The 19,437-nt window shown below is 33.0% G+C and carries 17 protein-coding genes; 12 read left to right on the forward strand and 5 right to left on the reverse strand.

The genetic code is table 11. From position 1 onward, the window contains the following. Positions 1-13: 13 nt before the first annotated feature. The 11 genes from ACN4EE_RS01070 to ACN4EE_RS01120 all read left to right on the forward strand — a co-directional run bounded on the left by ACN4EE_RS01070 (position 14) and on the right by ACN4EE_RS01120 (position 14,378). The gene (locus ACN4EE_RS01070; RefSeq protein ID WP_431704541.1) at positions 14-1,834 is read left to right on the forward strand and encodes an AGE family epimerase/isomerase; all 1,821 of its coding nucleotides are present in this window, start codon (positions 14-16) and stop codon (positions 1,832-1,834) included. Positions 1,835-1,976: 142 nt separating this feature from the next. Beyond that, entirely contained in the window at positions 1,977-2,300 is a 324-nt protein-coding gene (locus ACN4EE_RS01075; protein WP_431704542.1) for an STAS domain-containing protein, read from the forward strand. 172 nt (positions 2,301-2,472) lie between these two features. After that, a complete protein-coding gene (gene glgX / locus ACN4EE_RS01080; RefSeq protein WP_431704544.1) occupies positions 2,473-4,593 on the forward strand; it encodes a glycogen debranching protein GlgX in 2,121 nt (706 codons plus the stop codon). An 80-nt stretch (positions 4,594-4,673) separates the two neighbouring features. After that, entirely contained in the window at positions 4,674-4,991 is a 318-nt protein-coding gene (locus ACN4EE_RS01085) for an anti-sigma factor antagonist (protein ID WP_431704545.1), read from the forward strand. A 1,035-nt stretch (positions 4,992-6,026) separates the two neighbouring features. Then, positions 6,027-6,344 (forward strand): anti-sigma factor antagonist, encoded by a 318-nt coding sequence (locus ACN4EE_RS01090; RefSeq protein WP_431704545.1) that lies wholly within the window; start codon positions 6,027-6,029, stop codon positions 6,342-6,344. A gap of 164 nt (positions 6,345-6,508) precedes the next feature. Then, positions 6,509-6,928 carry an ATP-binding protein gene (locus ACN4EE_RS01095; RefSeq protein WP_431704546.1) on the forward strand — a complete coding sequence of 140 codons (420 nt, stop codon included), beginning with the start codon at positions 6,509-6,511 and terminating at the stop codon, positions 6,926-6,928. Beyond that, a complete protein-coding gene (locus ACN4EE_RS01100) occupies positions 6,928-9,849 on the forward strand; it encodes an amino acid adenylation domain-containing protein (protein ID WP_431704547.1) in 2,922 nt (973 codons plus the stop codon). The genes ACN4EE_RS01095 and ACN4EE_RS01100 overlap by 1 nt, the downstream gene beginning before the upstream one ends. Before the next feature lie 304 nt (positions 9,850-10,153). Further along, positions 10,154-11,236: a DNA cytosine methyltransferase gene (locus ACN4EE_RS01105; RefSeq protein WP_431704548.1), complete on the forward strand. Its 1,083-nt coding sequence runs from the start codon at positions 10,154-10,156 to the stop codon at positions 11,234-11,236. 3 nt (positions 11,237-11,239) lie between these two features. Further along, complete coding sequence (locus ACN4EE_RS01110) at positions 11,240-12,871, forward strand: McrB family protein (protein ID WP_431704549.1); 1,632 nt, start codon at positions 11,240-11,242, stop codon at positions 12,869-12,871. Next, positions 12,852-14,036: a 5-methylcytosine restriction system specificity protein McrC gene (locus ACN4EE_RS01115; RefSeq protein ID WP_431704550.1), complete on the forward strand. Its 1,185-nt coding sequence runs from the start codon at positions 12,852-12,854 to the stop codon at positions 14,034-14,036. Before ACN4EE_RS01110 ends, ACN4EE_RS01115 begins: the two co-directional genes overlap by 20 nt. Positions 14,037-14,180: 144 nt before the next feature. Next, positions 14,181-14,378, forward strand: coding sequence for a DNA cytosine methyltransferase (locus ACN4EE_RS01120; RefSeq protein WP_431704551.1), 198 nt, complete (start codon positions 14,181-14,183; stop codon positions 14,376-14,378). Positions 14,379-14,385: 7 nt separating this feature from the next. On the opposite strand, the gene ACN4EE_RS01125 is transcribed toward ACN4EE_RS01120, so the two are convergent. The 5 genes from ACN4EE_RS01125 to ACN4EE_RS01145 all read right to left on the reverse strand — a co-directional run bounded on the left by ACN4EE_RS01125 (position 14,386) and on the right by ACN4EE_RS01145 (position 15,958). After that, complete coding sequence (locus ACN4EE_RS01125) at positions 14,386-14,556, reverse strand: DEAD/DEAH box helicase (protein WP_431704552.1); 171 nt, start codon at positions 14,554-14,556, stop codon at positions 14,386-14,388. Between the two features lie 55 nt (positions 14,557-14,611). Beyond that, a complete protein-coding gene (locus ACN4EE_RS01130) occupies positions 14,612-15,046 on the reverse strand; it encodes a putative toxin-antitoxin system toxin component, PIN family (protein WP_431704553.1) in 435 nt (144 codons plus the stop codon). Further along, the gene (locus tag ACN4EE_RS01135; protein WP_431704554.1) at positions 15,039-15,287 is read right to left on the reverse strand and encodes a type II toxin-antitoxin system Phd/YefM family antitoxin; all 249 of its coding nucleotides are present in this window, start codon (positions 15,285-15,287) and stop codon (positions 15,039-15,041) included. The genes ACN4EE_RS01130 and ACN4EE_RS01135 overlap by 8 nt, the downstream gene beginning before the upstream one ends. Before the next feature lie 76 nt (positions 15,288-15,363). Continuing rightward, the gene (locus ACN4EE_RS01140; RefSeq protein ID WP_431704555.1) at positions 15,364-15,585 is read right to left on the reverse strand and encodes a hypothetical protein; all 222 of its coding nucleotides are present in this window, start codon (positions 15,583-15,585) and stop codon (positions 15,364-15,366) included. Continuing rightward, positions 15,545-15,958, reverse strand: coding sequence for a hypothetical protein (locus tag ACN4EE_RS01145; protein ID WP_431704556.1), 414 nt, complete (start codon positions 15,956-15,958; stop codon positions 15,545-15,547). Before ACN4EE_RS01145 ends, ACN4EE_RS01140 begins: the two co-directional genes overlap by 41 nt. A gap of 521 nt (positions 15,959-16,479) precedes the next feature. On the opposite strand from ACN4EE_RS01145, the gene ACN4EE_RS01150 reads away from it, so the two are divergent. Beyond that, positions 16,480-19,422: a response regulator gene (locus tag ACN4EE_RS01150; RefSeq protein WP_431704557.1), complete on the forward strand. Its 2,943-nt coding sequence runs from the start codon at positions 16,480-16,482 to the stop codon at positions 19,420-19,422. Positions 19,423-19,437 lie beyond the last annotated feature (15 nt).

Here is a 19,437-nt window from a genome sequence, read left to right on the forward strand (position 1 = left end):
TCATCACAAAAAAATGACTATTTCGATCGATTTTCCCTTTTCCGACTTAATCGCTGGTTATGTCACCAGTTACGATAAAGACAAGGACGTTTTCACCCTCAAAACCTCTGATGGTAGAGAGTTTAAGGTGTTAATTAGCCCTATGGCTTATGCTAAAGTCATTCAAAATTTTGATGAAGGCTATCCCGATGCTACTGGAAGTATGCGATCGATGTTGGAAGTCGATCGATTTCTTTTTGTGTACGGAGTTTTCTATCCCGATAGTGAATATTTCGATGCAAAACAAATTGTATTTGCAGGACGCAAAAAACACGAATTTGTCTTTGAAAAACAAAACTGGTGGATTAATCAAATCAACGCTTTAGGTAAGTTTTACATTAAGGCGCAATTTGGCGATGGTGAATTTGACTACCGCAAATATCGCACTACCCTTAACTTAAGTGGCATCCAATCTCAAACCAACTTCCGTCAAGAAACCGACACCATCTCCCGTTTAGTCTATGGTTTTGCCACCGCCTTTTTAATGACAGGTAACGATAGTTTTCTCAAAGCCGCCGAAAACGGTACAGAATATTTGAGAGAACACATGAAATTTGAAGACTTAGACGAAGGCATCGTTTACTGGTATCATGGTATCGATGTTAACGGTGATCGAGAAGAAAAGATTTTCGCCTCAGAATTTGGGGATGACTACGACGCAATTCCCGCCTACGAACAAATTTACGCCCTCGCAGGACCAATACAAACATACCGTTGTACCGGTGATCCTCGCATCATGGCAGATACCGAAAAAACCATCAAACTGTTTAACGAATTTTTCCTAGACAAAGGCGAACACGGTAGTTATTTCTCTCACCTCGATCCTATCATGTTAGACCCCCTCAGCGACACTTTAGGACGCAATCAAGGGCGGAAAAACTGGAACTCCGTAGGGGATCACGCTCCCGCCTATTTAATCAATCTCTGGTTAGCTACGGGCAAACAGGAGTATGCTGATATGTTAGAGGATACCTTTGATACGATCGCCAAGCATTTCCCTGATTTTGACAATAGCCCCTTTGTACAAGAAAAATTCTATCAAGATTGGACACCCGATCGAACTTGGGGATGGCAACAAAATCGAGGAGTAGTTGGGCATAACTATAAAATCGCTTGGAATTTGATGCGGATGCAAAGCCTCAAATCGAAACCTGAGTATGTAGAATTAGCGAAGAAAATTGCTGATTTGATGAACGAACACGGTGCCGATCGACAACGGGGAGGATGCTATGATGTGGTAGAAAGAATTGTTCCCGAAGGTGAAAAATATCATCGTTACGTTTGGCACGATCGCAAACCTTGGTGGCAACAAGAACAAATGATCTTAGCCTACTTCATTTTATCAGGGGTATTAGATGATCAAGAATATCACCGTTTAGCGCGGGAATCGGCGGCATTCTATAATGCATGGTTTTTAGACTTAGAAGACGGCGGGGTTTACTTCAACGTTTTAGCCAATGGTATTCCCTACCTAGCAGGAGGCAACGAAAGAGGAAAAGGTAGTCACTCCATGAGTGGTTATCATTCCTTCGAGTTATGCTATTTAGCGGCAGTTTATACTAACTTGCTCGTCACTAAGCAACCTATGGATTTCTACTTTAAACCCATACCCGGCGGTTTTGCAGACGATATTTTAAGGGTATCTCCCGACATTTTACCTCAAGGTAGCATCAAAATTAGTAAAGTCGAAATTGACGGCGAACCTTACAGCGACTTCGATGCAGACGCTTTAACCGTTAAGTTACCTAAAACTGACACCAGAGTTAAGGTTAAAGTTACGATCGAGCCTGTGTAGTCGATCCCCCCTAGCCCCCCTTACAAAAACTTGATCCCCCCTAGCCCCCCTTACAAAAGGGGGGAATCAAAAAAAGTCAGAAAAAAGTCCCCCTTATTAAGGGGGATTTAGGGGGATCAAAAATGTTAACCACAAAAAAATTATGGAAATTAAGATAAACTCGATCGAAAATGGTCATATAGTAGTAATAGAAGGGGAAATAGACTCATCGAGCGCCCCTGACGTAACAGAAACCATCATCCCTTTAGCCACCGAAAAAAGCAACATTATCCTTGATATGACAAAGGTAGAATATATGTCTAGTGCAGGATTAAGGACATTATTATCAATCCACCGCCAAGCCGTAGCCAAAGAGGCAAAACTAACCCTAGTTGGCTTATCGGAAGACATCAAAGACACCATGGCAGTGACAGGATTTTTAAACTTTTTCATCGTCAGCGACTCCGTAGAAAACGCCCTTGCATAGCATTTGCGTAGGTTGGGAAGCGTGATAACGTAACCCCAGATCGAGTTTTCGGAGATTGCTTCGTACCTCGCAATGACTGTTAAATCGGTTAGTCGCTTTAGCAGACTTTCGCTGTTAGCCATGAAATTTATTTCTTGGCGGTTAATGAAATACCACCTATTTTGGCAAAACCATGCAAAGAATCGACATTCATCCTACCCACACCCACGAAAAATATAAGCTGAGACGGGGTAATCCCTACCCTTTTGGTGCTAGTTTTGTACCCGGTGGCGTTAACTTCTCCATTTTTTCTAGTCATGCCACCTCTTGCACCCTCGTTTTATTTGAAAAACACGCCCCCCAACCCTTCGCAGAAATTCCTTTTCCTGATGAGTTTCGCATCGGTAACGTTTATTCCATGATGGTTTTCGATCTTGATTATGACAATCTGGAATATGGTTATCGCATGGATGGCGCTAATAATTTTCGAGAAGGACACTGGTTCGACAAAAGCAAAGTTTTACTCGATCCCTATGCTAAAATTATCGGTGGTAGGGATGTATGGGGAGTTACTCCCGACTGGGATGACATCTACCATCATAGAGCTAGACTGGCTTTCGACGATTTTGACTGGGAGGACGATCGACCTTTAGAAATTCCCCCAGAAGATCAAATAATCTACGAGATGCACGTTCGTAGTTTTACTAAACACGCTTCATCAGGCATCAAAGAAAGTCATAAAGGTACATTTGCAGGGATTATTGATAAAATACCCTATCTCAAAGAATTAGGGGTGACTTCGATCGAACTCATGCCCGTATTTGAGTTTGACGAATTTGAAAACAGTCGCCCCAACCCCGAAACAGGAGAAACCCTTTATAACTATTGGGGATATAGCACCGTAGGCTTTTTTGCACCTAAAGCAGGATACGCCGCTACAGGTAAATTCGGGATGCAGGTTGACGAATTGAAAAACCTTGTCAAACAATTACACAAAAACGGCATTGAGATTATTTTAGACGTAGTTTTCAATCATACCGCCGAAGGTAACGAAAAAGGACCGACTATTTCCTTTCGAGGTATCGACAACAAAACCTATTATATGCTCACCCCTGAAGGCTATTATTTCAACTTTAGCGGTTGCGGTAATACCCTTAACTGTAATAATCCCATCGTGCGAGGTATCGTCTTAGATTGTCTTCGTTATTGGGCTTCAGAATACCATATAGACGGCTTTAGATTCGACTTAGCCTCTATTTTAGGACGCGATCCTTGGGGAGCTCCCCTTGCCAATCCCCCCCTCTTAGAAAGCCTCGCATTTGACCCTATTTTAGCCAAATGTAAGCTCATTGCGGAAGCGTGGGATGCTGGTGGCTTATACCAAGTTGGCTCATTTCCAGCCTACGGACGTTGGGGTGAGTGGAATGGGAAATATCGAGATGGAGTGCGCAAATTCCTCAAAGGAGATGGCACGGTAGGAGAGTTAGCTCAAAGGTTACAAGGTTCACCCGACTTGTATGCCCCAGCAGGTAGAGCGCCCGCTACTTCCATTAACTTTATTACCGCCCATGACGGTTTTACTTTGATGGATATGGTTTCTTATAACTATAAACATAACGAAGCCAACGGGGAAAATAATAATGATGGTAGTAACGATAATGACAGTTGGAATTGCGGTTGGGAAGGGGCTACCGACGATGAGGGCATTAATGCTTTACGCCGTAAACAGATTAAGAATGCCATCGCCATTCTCATGGTATCTCAAGGAGTGCCAATGCTTCTCATGGGGGATGAAATGGGACGCACGAAACACGGCAATAATAACACCTATTGTCACGATAACGAGTTAAACTGGCTGAATTGGGATTTATTGAAGCAAAATAACGATTTATTCCAATTTACCAAGAATTGTATCGGTTTTCGTAACGCTCACCCCGTGTTAAGAAATACATGGCATTTTCACAACCTCGATTATGTGGGTAGTGGCTACCCTGATATTAGTTGGCACGGTGTCAAGGCTTGGTATGCAGATTGGTCGCCTTTGAGTAAGACGATCGCATTTATGCTTTGTGGTAAACACGCTAAAGGAGGTACGGTTCAAGATAACTATGTTTATGTAGCCATTAATGCTCATTGGGAAGCCCTTTGGTTTGACTTACCCCAACCTCCAGCACCCACAAAATGGTACTTATCTGTGAATACTGGTATGCCTTCCCCTAATGATAGTTATACTGTGGGAGGTGAGCCTTTGTTAGACAATCAGCAAGGAGTGTTAGTGGGAGATCGATCGACTATCATTCTAGTAGCAAAATAATGAGGAATTAAGAATTAAGAATTAAGAATTAGGAATATTGCAAATATTGAATTTAAACAATAAAAAAAGGAGTAAAAACAATGGCATTAGATATTAATTTAGTCATCGAAAATGACGTAGCAAAAATTATTTTAGCCGGAGAATTAGACGGTAGTAATGCGGGGGATTTTAAAACTAAAATTGAAGAAGCCGCCGCTTCCGAGCCTACAAAATTAGTATTGGTGATGAATGATTTAGAATTTATGTCTAGTGCTGGTTTAAGGGTATTAGTCTTTTCTAAACAAAAAATGGGCGCTGGGGTTGATGTTTATGTAGTTGGCGCTGATGAAATGATTATAGATACGATCGAAAAAACTGGACTTCATCACAGTTTAATTATTCAAGAAACCTACGAATAATAATAAATTGTAGGGTGGGTTAAACGAAGTGCAACCCACAGTTTTTTGGCTTAATTTTTGTTGGGTTTCGATGCCCCAATTTAACCTACTGATTTTATAGTTTTTTGACTTTAATTTTTGTTGGGTTTCGATGCCCCAATTTAACCTACTGATTTTATAGTTTTTTGACTTTAATTTTTGTTGGGTTTCGATGCCCCAATTTAACCTACTGATTTTATAGTTTTTTGACTTTAATTTTTGTTGGGTTTCGATGCCCCAATTTAACCTACTGATTTTATAGTTTTTTGACTTTAATTTTTGTTGGGTTTCGATGCCCCAATTTAACCTACTGATTTTATAGTTTTTTGACTTTAATTTTTGTTGGGTTTCGATGCCCCAATTTAACCTACTGATTTTATAGTTTTTTGACTTTAATTTTTGTTGGGTTTCGATGCCCCAATTTAACCTACTGATTTTATAGTTTTTTGACTTTAATTTTTGTTGGGTTTCGATGCCCCAATTTAACCTACTGATTTTATAGTTTTTTGACTTTAATTTTTGTTGGGTTTCGATGCCCCAATTTAACCTACTGATTTTATAGTTTTTTGACTTTAATTTTTGTTGGGTTTCGATGCCCCAATTTAACCTACTGATTTTATAGTTTTTTGACTTTAATTTTTGTTGGGTTTCGATGCCCCAATTTAACCTACTGATTTTATAGTTTTTTGACTTTAATTTTTGTTGGGTTTCGATGCCCCAATTTAACCTACTNGTTTATGTAGCCATTAATGCTCATTGGGAAGCCCTTTGGTTTGACTTACCCCAACCTCCAGCACCCACAAAATGGTACTTATCTGTGAATACTGGTATGCCTTCCCCTAATGATAGTTATACTGTGGGAGGTGAGCCTTTGTTAGACAATCAGCAAGGAGTGTTAGTGGGAGATCGATCGACTATCATTCTAGTAGCAAAATAATGAGGAATTAAGAATTAAGAATTAAGAATTAGGAATATTGCAAATATTGAATTTAAACAATAAAAAAAGGAGTAAAAACAATGGCATTAGATATTAATTTAGTCATCGAAAATGACGTAGCAAAAATTATTTTAGCCGGAGAATTAGACGGTAGTAATGCGGGGGATTTTAAAACTAAAATTGAAGAAGCCGCCGCTTCCGAGCCTACAAAATTAGTATTGGTGATGAATGATTTAGAATTTATGTCTAGTGCTGGTTTAAGGGTATTAGTCTTTTCTAAACAAAAAATGGGCGCTGGGGTTGATGTTTATGTAGTTGGCGCTGATGAAATGATTATAGATACGATCGAAAAAACTGGACTTCATCACAGTTTAATTATTCAAGAAACCTACGAATAATAATAAATTGTAGGGTGGGTTAAACGAAGTGCAACCCACAGTTTTTTGGCTTAATTTTTGTTGGGTTTCGATGCCCCAACTTAACCTACTGATTTTATAGTTTTTTGACTTTAATTTTTGTTGGGTTTCGTGCCTCAACCCAACCTACTTATTTTATAGTTATTATGATGGAAAAATTGACGGTTTCGGCTACGTTAGATTCTCTCAAAACTATCACGGAATTTGTGGTAAATTTGGCAAAATCCGCTAATTTAGACAAAAAAAAGCTCTATAAATTACGTCTTGCTATTGATGAATTAGCGACTAATATTATTAGTTATGGCTATAAAGAATCTAATGCTACTGGTGATATTATTTTAGAGTGTCAAATCTCGGAAAGTTCGATCGAATTTAAAATTATTGATTGTGGTATAGCTTTTGACCCTAGAACTAAACTAGAATCAGAAGAAGAAACGATCGATATTCCTTTGGAAGAAAGACAAATTGGCGGTTTAGGTATTTTTCTTGCCTTTGATGGAGTTGATGAATTTTCCTACGAAAGAATTGATGATCAAAATGTTAACACTCTAATTATTTATCGATAATGACTATTACTTATATTCAAAATTTTTTTGAAAATACTGTAGAACAAAATCTGAATAAAACTGCAATTTTAACGAATACTGAATCAGTAACTTATCAACAATTAGAAGAAGAATCCAATCAATTAGCCCATTATTTACACAGTTTAAATATAGACAAAACTCAAGAAGTTATTGTTGGAGTTTGTTTAGAAAGAAAGGCAAGTTTAATCATTACTTTATTAGGGATATTAAAAGCAGGATTTGCTTATGTTCCTCTTGATCCCTGCTATCCTAAAGAAAGGTTAGAATTTATGATTAATGATGCTCAATTATCAGTCATAATTACCCAAACATCTTTACAAGATAAACTCCCTTTTTCTTCCGCTATTACTATTAATTTAGAACTCGATCGAACTAAAATACAACAATTTTCTAGTCAAAAATTAGAGTTATTATCAGATAATAATAAACTAGCTTATATTATTTATACTTCTGGATCAACAGGTATCCCTAAAGGTGTCGAAATTCTCCACAAAAACACCGTAGCTTTTATTAATTGGGCAATAAATTTTTACTCTTTTTCACAACTAAAAGGAGTCTTAGCTTCCACTTCCATTTGTTTTGACTTATCCATTTTTGAAATTTTCGCCCCCCTTAGCGTTGGCGGTACAGTTATTTTAGTCGATAATATTTTACACTTGCCCGAATCTTCTCACGCCAAGCAAGTCACCCTCATTGATACTGTACCCAGTGCGATCGCATCTATTTGTGCAATCAATGGTATTCCCGAATCCGTCACCACCGTCAACCTTGCTGGGGAAGCCTTATCTAACAACATTGTACAGGAAGTATATAAATGTAGTAATGTTCAACAGGTTTTTAACTTATATGGTCCTTCTGAGGATACTACTTTTTCCACCGTTGCGCTCATTCCCAAAGGCTATAATGATATTCCCCCCATTGGTAAGCCTATCAGTCAAACCGAAATATTTTTGTTAGATGAAAATTTACAAATAGTCAAAGAAGGGGATTTAGGAGAAATATATTTGACAGGTGCTGGTATTGCTAGAGGTTATCGTAACCGAGACGACTTAACCGCCGAGAGATTTTTAGTAAATCCTTTCAGTGATAATTCTGACTCAAAAATGTACAAAACGGGAGATATTGGGGTATATTTGCCTGATGGACAGTTAAAATTTGTCGGTAGAAATGATCAATTAGTTAAAATTAGGGGTTTTCGTGTCGAATTAGGCGAAATCGAAGCCACTTTAGAAAAGCATCCTAATATTAATAAAGCCGTTGTTATTTTACACAAATTTAGTGAAGAAGATCAAAGATTAATTGCTTATATAACTTTAAAAATTCCCACAGAAAATGAGCAAATTATTCCCTCTTTAATTACCTATTTAAAAACTAAATTACCTCTCCATGAAATCCCCTCTAAATTTATCGTTTTAACGGAATTTCCTCAAACTCTCAATGGTAAGATCGATCGAAAATCTCTCCCTTTACCCCCTCAAGAAAATCCCCGTAAAACCCCTTATATCGAACCTACAAATCCCATAGAAATTAAGTTAGTTGATATTTGGCAAAATGTTTTTAATGTGGATTATATCGGCATTAATGATAACTTTTTTGATTTAGGAGGAGATTCTTTAAAAGCGATTATAGTTATTGATGAAATCAATACTTATTTTAATGCAAATATTTCTATTGACAAATTTTTACAAAATCCTACTATTCATTGTTTAGCAAAAAATATTCCTCTCAAAAAATCGATTAACTTATCTAAAGATGAATTAAATTTAATCAAATTCGATGCTATTTTACCATTAAATATTTTTCCTGAAAATTCCTTTATTTATAATCAACAAAAATGTAATGCTTTTTTGACGGGGGCAACGGGAGTTTTAGGAGTATATTTATTATCAGAACTTTTAATCAATACCGATTATCAAATTTATTGTTTAGTAAGAGGAAAAAATGAAGAAGATGCCTTACATAGAATCAAAAATAAATTAATTAATAATAATCTTTGGCAAGAGAAATATCTCGATCGAATTGTCCCCATTATGGGAGATTTAGCAGAGAAAAATTTAGGTTTATCCGTTGCAAAAATAGAACAATTAACCGAAGAAATAGATATAATTTTCCATTGTGGTGCGTGGGTAAATATCGTTTATCCCTATAATTCTTTAAGAAATGCTAATGTACAAGGTACAAAAGAAATTATCAAATTAGCCTGTAAAAATAAAGCAAAATCTATTTTTTATATCTCTACCACTGATGTTTTTTCTTCCGAAAAAATTACCTTTATTAAAACCGAACAAATTCCCGATGGACACTTTTTATGTGGTGGTTATGCTAAGAGTAAATATGTGGCAGAAAAATTATTATTACAAGCTCGATCGAGGGGAATTCCTGTTACAATTTTTAGACCTAGTAATATCATTAATTTGAATCAACCTGCCTCATCTTTCAACGCTGAATTTATTCCTAGAATGCTAAAAGGTTGTCGGCAATTATCTACTTTTCCAGATATGAAAGCTCTTGTTAATCTTGTCCCTGTTGATTATACCAGTAAAACGATCGTCTATTTATCTCAACAACAATTATCTTTAAATAAGAGTTTTAATTTAGTTAATCCTCACCCCATAAAATGGGAAACTTTATTACAATGGATGGAAAAAAATAATCCCACTATAAAAGTTTTATCCTATGAGCAATGGTATGCACAATTACAGCAAACAGTTCGATCGAAAGTAGATAATGAATTAACGCCCTTTTTAACATTACTAAAATCGGAAAATTTTTTACAACGATCGTTAGGTTCATTTGATTTTGAACAAGATAAAACCTTAGAAAATTTATTCAATATAATTGCTTGTCCTTGTATAGAAAACCAACTCTTAAAAACTTATTTTCAAGATTATTTTCACTAATTGACATTATGCAAATTCAAATATTTGTTTTGTTTTAAAAAGTCAAGTAAGAAGGTAAATAAACATAATAGATTGTCCATTTATTAAATTTATTCGCTTATGATAACTTCTCTTAAAAATTCTATAATAAAAGCTCGATCGAGCTGATGATGAAAAATCTCTTAAATTTTTACGACAGAATTTACACAGTCGATGTTTTTCTTTTATAATCTTATTATTTTGATATTTATATATAAAATAATTTAGGACTGCTATATAATATTAACTATATTTCCTTGCTAACTTAACCAATTATGACAACATAATGATTCTACCAACAAGTCAGTTTGAACTTTTTACATATAATAATACTAATCTTATTACGCAAATCCCCACTACTAAACCTAAAGTTATTAGTCTTTTTTGTGGTTGTGGTGGCTTTGATTATGGATTTCATCAAGCAGGTTATGAGATAGTTTTTGCCAATGATATTGATCCTGCCGTAGAAAAAACGTATAGACAAAATTTAGGAGAAATAACAATTGAAGATATTAAAAATATTGATAAAAATTCTCTACCAGATTGTGATGTAATTTTAGCAGGTATTCCTTGTCAACCCTTTTCCAGTGCAGGAAATAGAAACTCAGTCAATGATGAAAGAGGGGGCTTATTTCAGCAGGTTATCGAAACTTTGAAAGCCAAAAATCCCCAGATAGTTGTATTTGAAAATGTGAGGGGTTTTTTATCTGCTAAAGACGAAAATGGCTTAAAAATGCCCGATCGAATTTCCTTAGAATTAAAAAAAATTGGTTATAAACTATATTTTCAATTATTAAATGCTTCCGATTATGAAGTACCTCAAAATAGATATAGAGTTTTTTTAGTGGGTGTTCGCAATGATTTAAGTTTAGCCTATAATTTCCCTTTTCCTCTTTCTAAAAAATCTAATTTAGTTGTTAAAAAAGTAATAGAAAAACCTTTACCATTAGACGAAGAAAAAGAAGTTTGGGATTTATCACCCCAAGCACTACATTTAGCTCAATTTATCCCCCCCGGTGGTTCGTGGAAAAATATTCCTGATGAAGAATTACCAGAAAGATTAACAGAAATCAGAAATAATATAAAAAAATATCGATCGCCCAATTTTTATCGTAGATTTAATTTAGATGAAATTATGGGAACAATTACCGCCGCCGCTACTCCTGAACATTCAGGCATTCTTCATCCTCTTGAAAATAGACGTTATTCTGTGCGAGAAATAGCTAGATTTCAGTCTTTCCCAGATGATTTTAAATTTGTGGGTTGTACCACTGCTCAAAAATATAAAATGATTGGAAATGCTGTGCCTTGTCGATTAGCTTTTCACTTAGCAAAAAGTATTAAATTACAGTATTTTTCTGATAATTAAAATATGCCTTATTTTTCTCAAGAAACTATTTTTAATGCAATCAATCAATTATCTAATATTAAATATATTGGTGGCAAACAAGGTAATATTGATACTTTCCCGATTTATTTATTTTTATCTAAACTAGGTATTAATGGTGATACTTGGATTGATTCAACTAAACTTTATAGTGACAAAGATTTAGGACAAAAAACAATTTATGAACTGGGGGGATGTTTTGATCTGGAAACAGAAGAAGTAGAAACTCAATGGTGTTTATTTTTTACTAGATTTTCTGAGTCAAATAGACAATTTTATAATCCTAAAAGTAATTTTAGTCAAATTTTTTCTCGTGTTAAAGACACAATCGATAATAGTATTAGTGATCATCTTTTAGACAAAGGAAAAGAAAAAAAATATCGACTAAAAAATGTATTTGTCAACAATATTTTAAATATGTATGAGCAAAAATATCCTTTAGATGCTCTGATTATTTGGTTATATAGAAGTTATGAATTTGAAGAAGACAATGTTAATATTAATATTAAAAAAATAAGGGAATACTTTTATCAAGATTATAAAATGAATTATGATTTAGCTAAAAAACTTTTTAATTTACAAGAGTCTATAATATTAAAATTTAGTAGAGAAAAAACTAAAGCAGAAGAATATCGTCAATATTTAAACATTGATAAATTAGTTAAATTTACTCAAAAACAAGATAAATCATCAAATATTGATCAAGAATATAAAATACAATTAACCACTGATTCAACTTATGTAAAAAATTATATGAAAATTGATAAAAATAAACTTTTTACTCTATTAGAAAAACATAAACAATTAATCTTAACAGGCGTACCCGGTACAGGAAAATCCTTTTTAATTGATCAACTATCGGAAAAATATAAAGAAACAGTCAAAATTCAATTTCATCAAAACTATTCTTATCAAGATTTTGTTATTGGGAAAACGATTAAAAATAATAATGTTGAATATGTAGAAGGGATTTTAATTCAGTTATTGCGGAAAATAGAACAAGACACAAAAAATAAAAGTAAGCATAAATATTTATTAGTAATTGACGAAATAAATAGAGGAAATATAAGTGCTATTTTTGGTGAATTATTGTATGCCTTAGATCGAGACAAAACAATCAATATAATATTAGGAGATAGCGGAGATACCTACCCTATTTTTATACCTGAAAATTTGCATATTGTTGGCACAATGAATACTGCCGATCGAAGTATTGCTTTAGTAGATTTTGCTATTAGGAGAAGATTTTTATTTATAGAAATGCAACCAGATTATGAATTAATAGATCAATTATCTACCTTTAATAACCAACATTTACTAGGTGATTTTCTACAAAAAATTAATAACAATATCAAAAATTATTTTAATTCTGAAGACTATCAAATAGGTCATTCTTATTTTATTCCAACTTTAGACACAAAAGACAAAATTTATAATTGGACATCAGAGGATTTATATGAAATTATCCAATATAAAATAATTCCGATGTTAGTTGAATATGCTCATGGGGATAAAAGTGTTATTCCTAATATTTTGGGTAACAAAATATATTTAACATCACCATCTGAATTAGAAGAATCTATTAAAGAATTTTTAAATGAAGATACTAAAGATTAAATCAGGTACAAAAATATGGGTAGATAATAGTGAACTGAATGATTTAAACATTTTACTAAAATCATTAAATTCAGACTATTTATTAGATGCTAATTATTTAATTATACCTCAAGGTTATGTTGGTAAAATAATAACCAAAAATTTAGAAATTATTATTGAACCTTCTATTAGTTATCTGACAAATATTGATTATTTAAGATTAATTTTAAATGATAAATTAGCAGATTCCCAGAATAATAGTTTAAGTTATGATAAAAATATTGATATTTCTAAGTTTATTATTGATCAATTTTTAGACAACTTACAAAAGTTAGTGAAGCAAGGTATTCCGCCTCAATATAAAAATACACAAATTATCAGTCAATACTTACAAGGAAATGTTAATTTTTTTGAATCATTTTTACGAATTAAATTAGGAATTGAGCCTTATTTCATTACTTATACTCAAAAGATAGAAATGGATTATTTTGCTATGAGAGTTATTAAAAAGGCATATCAAAAATTAATAGCTAATTTCCCAAATTATCAACAATTTGAGATAACAAAAACTCTTGACTATATCACTAATGAATCTATTAGAGTTGAGAGATTAAAAAATATTAGATTAAATTTTAATAAACAAGAAAAATATTTAGCTAATGCCTTTGAATTTGCTTGTTTAATTCTACAAAATATGTCTTATAAAAATATAGGGAATGATTTATCTTTTAGCTTAATTATTAATAGTAATCTTTTGTTTGAAAGATATATGGTAAATTTTCTGCAACAAAGTTTTCCTAACGATATTTTTAAATATAAAGATTCAATAAAAGTGGCGAATTATAAAAAGCAAAATCAAGAACAAATTTCGATCGAGCCTGATATAGTTTATCAGGGAAGTCATACAGTTATTATTGACATCAAAAATAAAAATTTTGATCGTGCTGTCATCAATGCAGATTTTTATCAAATTTATACTTATTGTAAAGCCTTAAATAGTGACACGGGAGTTTTAATTTATCCCTATTATCAGAATATTGAACCTGTGATAATTAATCCAATCTTTGATGAGAAAATTAGAATTTATGGGTTGGGAATTGATATTACTAACTTTTTAATTTCTGATATAAAGAAAGCTCAAAGTTATTTTAGGGAAAATATCGGAGAGATTTTTAAATATGGATAAAAAATTTTTATGATAAAAATTGTAAATATATATGATAAAAAATTTTAAAAATTATGGAAATATTAAGGATATTATCGCTTTTTAGTGGTTGTGGAGAAATGGATTTAGGCATATTAGGTAATTTTAAATATTTAAACAAAACTTATGATCAATTACCCACGAGAAACAGCTAGGATACAATCTTTTCCTGATAATTTTAGATTAGATGTGGTTTCTGAAAATCGTCAATATAAAGCGATCGGCAATGCTGTACCTCCTATTTTAATGTGGTATATTTCTCAACAGGTCATTCATTTAGTAGCACAGGAAAAAAGTCAAAATTTGATTCTTGAATGTGCTTAAAATCAAGTTAAACGAGATTCATGGGATATAGTATTAATGCTTGTACTCCTGCATGGGGATTTTTGAGGAGATAATCCATCATAGGTATCAAAAAACATTCGGTTTTTCCTGAACCTGTACCCGTTGCTACAACTATATTTTGATTGTCTTCAACTACGGTTTTAATGGCTAAAGCCATCACGACAAACTAACATTAAATATTGTCTCTCATATCTGTACTATGTTTTGTTAATTTATGTGTCTAATTTATGATTAATTAAATTCCAAAAATCACGGGGATTAAGAATAGAAATATCTTGAATAGGATGCAAAATTAATAAATCACTATCCCCCGTAATAAGATGTGAAGCATTACCATTTAACGCTAATTCAATAAATTTATCATCTTTTTTATCTCGACAAAGATTAACTCTTTGTATAATCGAGACATGATGCCACGTTGTCTTAATGCGCTCAGAGAATCCTTCTATCTCTTCTGATTTAATATATTTGGCAAACTTTTTCCTATTTAAGACTGAGAATAATTCTGTTAAAGTATCTGTAGAATATAAAATAATTCCATTATCTTCTGCCCAATTTAACACTTGTGCAGGAATAGACTTACGGGCAAGAATTGAACTAATTAAAATATTGGTGTCTAAAACTAGACGCATTGAAGAATTAATCATCTTCTAATAATTCTAGTAATTTTTCTTCCGTTAAACCTCTCTCTTCTGCTTTACGTCCAATATTTGCTCTAAATTCTTGAAATTCTCGAATATTACTTCGAGTTATTCTTTGATAGTCTTCTATAGACAAAATAACTGCAACGTCACGATTTTTTTTCTGAATTACAATAGGTTCACGCTGTGCTTGATTTATGATTGTGCCAAAAGTTTGTTTGGCTTCTGTGGCAGAGACAAATTGCATAATTTAGTTTGAGTGTCAAATTTTGATAATTCTATTATAGACAAAATAGACAAATTAATTATCTAACTGGGAATATTTAAACAAGTTTACACCCTAATCGCATAAATACTTGTTCGATTAATTGTCGATAAATATGATCAAACATTCTGATATACTGGCTTTTATCCGCAGGTTTAGATAATCCATATACCAGTTTATAATAACTATAGGGAATAAATACTTTTTGCAAGTATAATTGAAATCCCTCTTTGGTTTCATCAAGGGATATTTGTAACGTTATATGTATCTTCTGATTCAATAATTTTTTGCTTTAATTTTGCAACTAAAATTTCTTGAGTTTCTTTGATTTGTGTTATTTCTTTTATCTGCTGTTGTAAATTTAATAATATTGCTTCTTCTTGTTCAATGTTGGGTTGTAAATTTACCTTGTTTTTCTCTAGGCTATAAAGCTCATTTTGCAGGTTTTTTCTCATGACATCTAACTCGGCAAAATTATCACTTAAAACCTTGATTTCTGAATCAAGAATTTCTTTCTCTCTCGATAAATCCTCAACCTGCCGTTTTAGTGTTTTGACTTCTTGTACGATCGAACTTCTTCCTAAGATAAGATAGATCAAATTTGCCAAGACTGCACGAATAAAGGTGATAATTTTTTTGGTGATTTTTTTCATATCAATAACTTAGACACCATAAAAGTTTTTTAGTTGCTATACTTTATTTTAATATCAAAGTAGTCAATATGACATTAAGAAAAGAATATATTGTAGTGAATTTTAATGATTATGGTTTGAAGAAAAGGTAAATTTAAAAAGTGTTATGAATAGGATAGGTAATGAAACTACTAAATATGGTATTTCGATCGAACATTGTGGAATACTAAAAGATTGATAGAATTGTATTTTAGTAAGTTTTCCTGAATTTGTTAAAAAAGCATAACTTTTTTCGTGTTAATATTTATGAGATAGACAAATTATGATTAGAGTTTTTACAGATTATATTGAATACGATCGAGAAACAACGCTATATGTCGGCATTGTACCAAGTATTTCAGGTGTCCATAACTAAGGAGAAAATTTAGATGAATTATATAAAAATTTAAAAGCAGTTTTAGAACTCTGTTGGTAAGAAATGATACAAAATAATCTAATTTTCATGTTAAATCGATCGACAAGATAACATACTTGATAAAAATATGAAGAAAAAAAACTTAAAAAATCCTAACTCTCAAAAATCTAAATCTAAGCCGATTTTTTATGAATCTTTAACCAGAAAAACCCTCATTAAAACGTTTATTTGGGTCGGAATAATTACCCTTATATGTAATGGTTTAGGATTTCTATATTTAATGAGAAAAGTCAAGGAAAATACTATAAAAAATGTTCAAACTTATACTAATGTGATAGTCAAAAAAGAAAGTGAAATCTTTTTACAAGCTGAAATTAATAACAATGCAATGAAAAAGATTTTAACAAGAGAATTAAAAAATCCTACCTTTCAATATCTTGATAAATTTGATGATATAGTAGCAAAAAGACCTGATGGAACAATTCGCAATATTCTTCCCTTTAATTATGAATATGTACCCGGTGTTTTCTTAGGAAAAAATGTCGTTCTTACTGAAGAAATAAAAGAGCGAATAGTTGACTTTTTTGATATAGTTAAATCCTATGGTTTATCGTGGCAACAAAACTTCGTTAATACCTATATTCAAATTCCTGAAAATGGCATTGTAATTTATATGCCTAGTTACCCTTGGACAGAAAAAGCGGAGTCTGATAAAATCGTTACTACGGATGAGTCTTTTCAAATCACGACGAAGGAAAATAACCCCGAAAGAAAAACCGTTTGGAGTAGCGTTTATTATGATGCGACTCAAGAAGATTGGATGGTTTCTAGTGTGACTCCCATTGACAATGAACAAGGGGAACATATTGGTACTATTGGTCATGATATTCTGATTCAAGAGTTACAAACCAGTACTTTACAAGAAAAAATTAATGGTACTGAAAATATCATATTCGATCGAGAGGGTAGATTTATTGTCCATCCTGATTTGATGAAAGAAATTAAGGAAAGTGACGGAAACATTAGCATCAATGACATGATAGACAAGAACATTCCTAGAGGTTACGATTGGGAAGTATATTTGGAACTGATGAAATCTATTGATATTGACGGTCCCATTGCACCTTCCGTTGTAGTTCATAGTGAAAAAAATCAAGAGTATTACGTTGTCAGTCACATAGACGGACCCGATTGGTATTGGGTGACGATCGTACCTCAATCATGGTTAAATAATCAAGTGTTTATGATCGCTAGAAGTATGATTCTAGTTGGTTTTTTATCCTTAACTACCATTATTTTAATACTTTATGGTTTAATCAAAAATGACATTGAAAAACCCCTTAAAGAATTAATGTCAGCTACCGAAACCGTTGCCGATGGTAACTTAGATTTTCAGATTGAAGTTAATCGTAAAGATGAGTTAGGACATTTAGCATATCTATTTAATTATATGGCTCAAAAATTACAAATGTCCTTTAATTCTTTAGCAAAAAGCAATGAGGAATTAGAAAGTCGAGTCAAAAGACGCACTCAGGAATTAGAAAACGCCAAGGAAGCCGCCGAAGAAGCAAACCAAGCAAAAAGTTCATTTTTGGCGAATATGAGTCACGAATTACGCACACCTTTAAATGCCATTATCGGTTATGGTGAGTTATTACAAGAAGAAGCCGAAGACATGGGGGAAGAAGAATTTGTCGAAGATTTGAAAAAAATTCAAGGTGCAGGAAAGCATTTATTAGGCTTAATCAATGACATTTTAGATATTTCTAAAATTGAAGCAGGAAAAATGGAGTTATATTTAGAACATTTTGAGTTGAGTAAAGTTATTAAAGAAATTGTTATTACTATTCAACCTCTCATCGAAAAAAATAATAATATCCTTGAAGTTCATTATCCTGATGATTTAGGATTTATGACGGCGGATGTGACTAAAATTCGTCAAAATACTTTTAATTTGTTGAGTAATGCCAGTAAATTCACTGAAAATGGTACTATTACTATGACGATCGATCGATATACCAAAGAAGATCGAGACTGGATAAAATTTGAGATCAAAGATACTGGTATTGGCATGAATCCGCAACAACAAGCTAAATTATTCAATGCCTTTTCTCAGGCGGATGCTTCTACCACTAGAAAATATGGCGGTACAGGTTTAGGTTTAACCATCACCAAAAAATTTACGGAAATGATGGGGGGTTATATTCTTCTCGACAGTGAGGAAGGAAAAGGCACAACATTTACGATTCATCTCCCTGCCGAAGTAAAAGACATCAAATCAGAAATAAAACAGGTAACATCAGAAATCTCTCAAGATGAATCTTCTGGCAAAACATCTATGAAAAAAATCCTTGTCATAGATGATGATGTTAGTACCCATGAAGTTATTACTCGTTTTTTAGCTAACGGCAATTTTGAGATTACTTCTACTACAGAGCCTGATAAGGCTTTAGAGTTAGCTCGAAAAATCAAACCTAACGTGATTATTTTAGACGTGGTGATGCCTAAAATCGATGGTTGGTCTGTTTTGAGTCAACTGAAAGCTGACCCCGAATTAGCTTCAATTCCTGTGATTATGGCAACTTTCTTAAGCGATCGATCGATGGGTTATACGTTAGGTGCTACAGATTATTTAAGCAAACCCTTAAATCAAAATCAGCTAAAAGATATTTTAGCAAAATATAACACAATTTCTGAGAAAACCATCATGATCATCGATGACGATGAAACTACTCGCAAAATGATGCGCAGACTATTAGAAAAAGAAGATTGGGAAGTAGTGGAAGCCCAAAACGGCGAAGATGGATTAAATAAAGTCAAAATCCATGCACCACAGTTAATTCTTTTAGATTTAATGATGCCGAAAATAGACGGTTTTCAATTTATTAATCTTTTACGACAAAATCTTGAGTGGGCAAAAATTCCCGTGATTATTATTACAGCAAAAGACTTGAGTGAACAAGAGCGACAAAACTTAAATCATTATGCCCAAGATATTATCAGAAAAGGAGCGTACGATCGACAACTTTTGCTCCAAGAAATTCATTCTTTAATTGAAAAAGCCACTTGAGAATTAAGAATTAAC

The sequence above is a fragment of the Geminocystis sp. CENA526 genome (assembly GCF_050753365.1).
Lineage (GTDB): Bacteria > Cyanobacteriota > Cyanobacteriia > Cyanobacteriales > Cyanobacteriaceae > Geminocystis.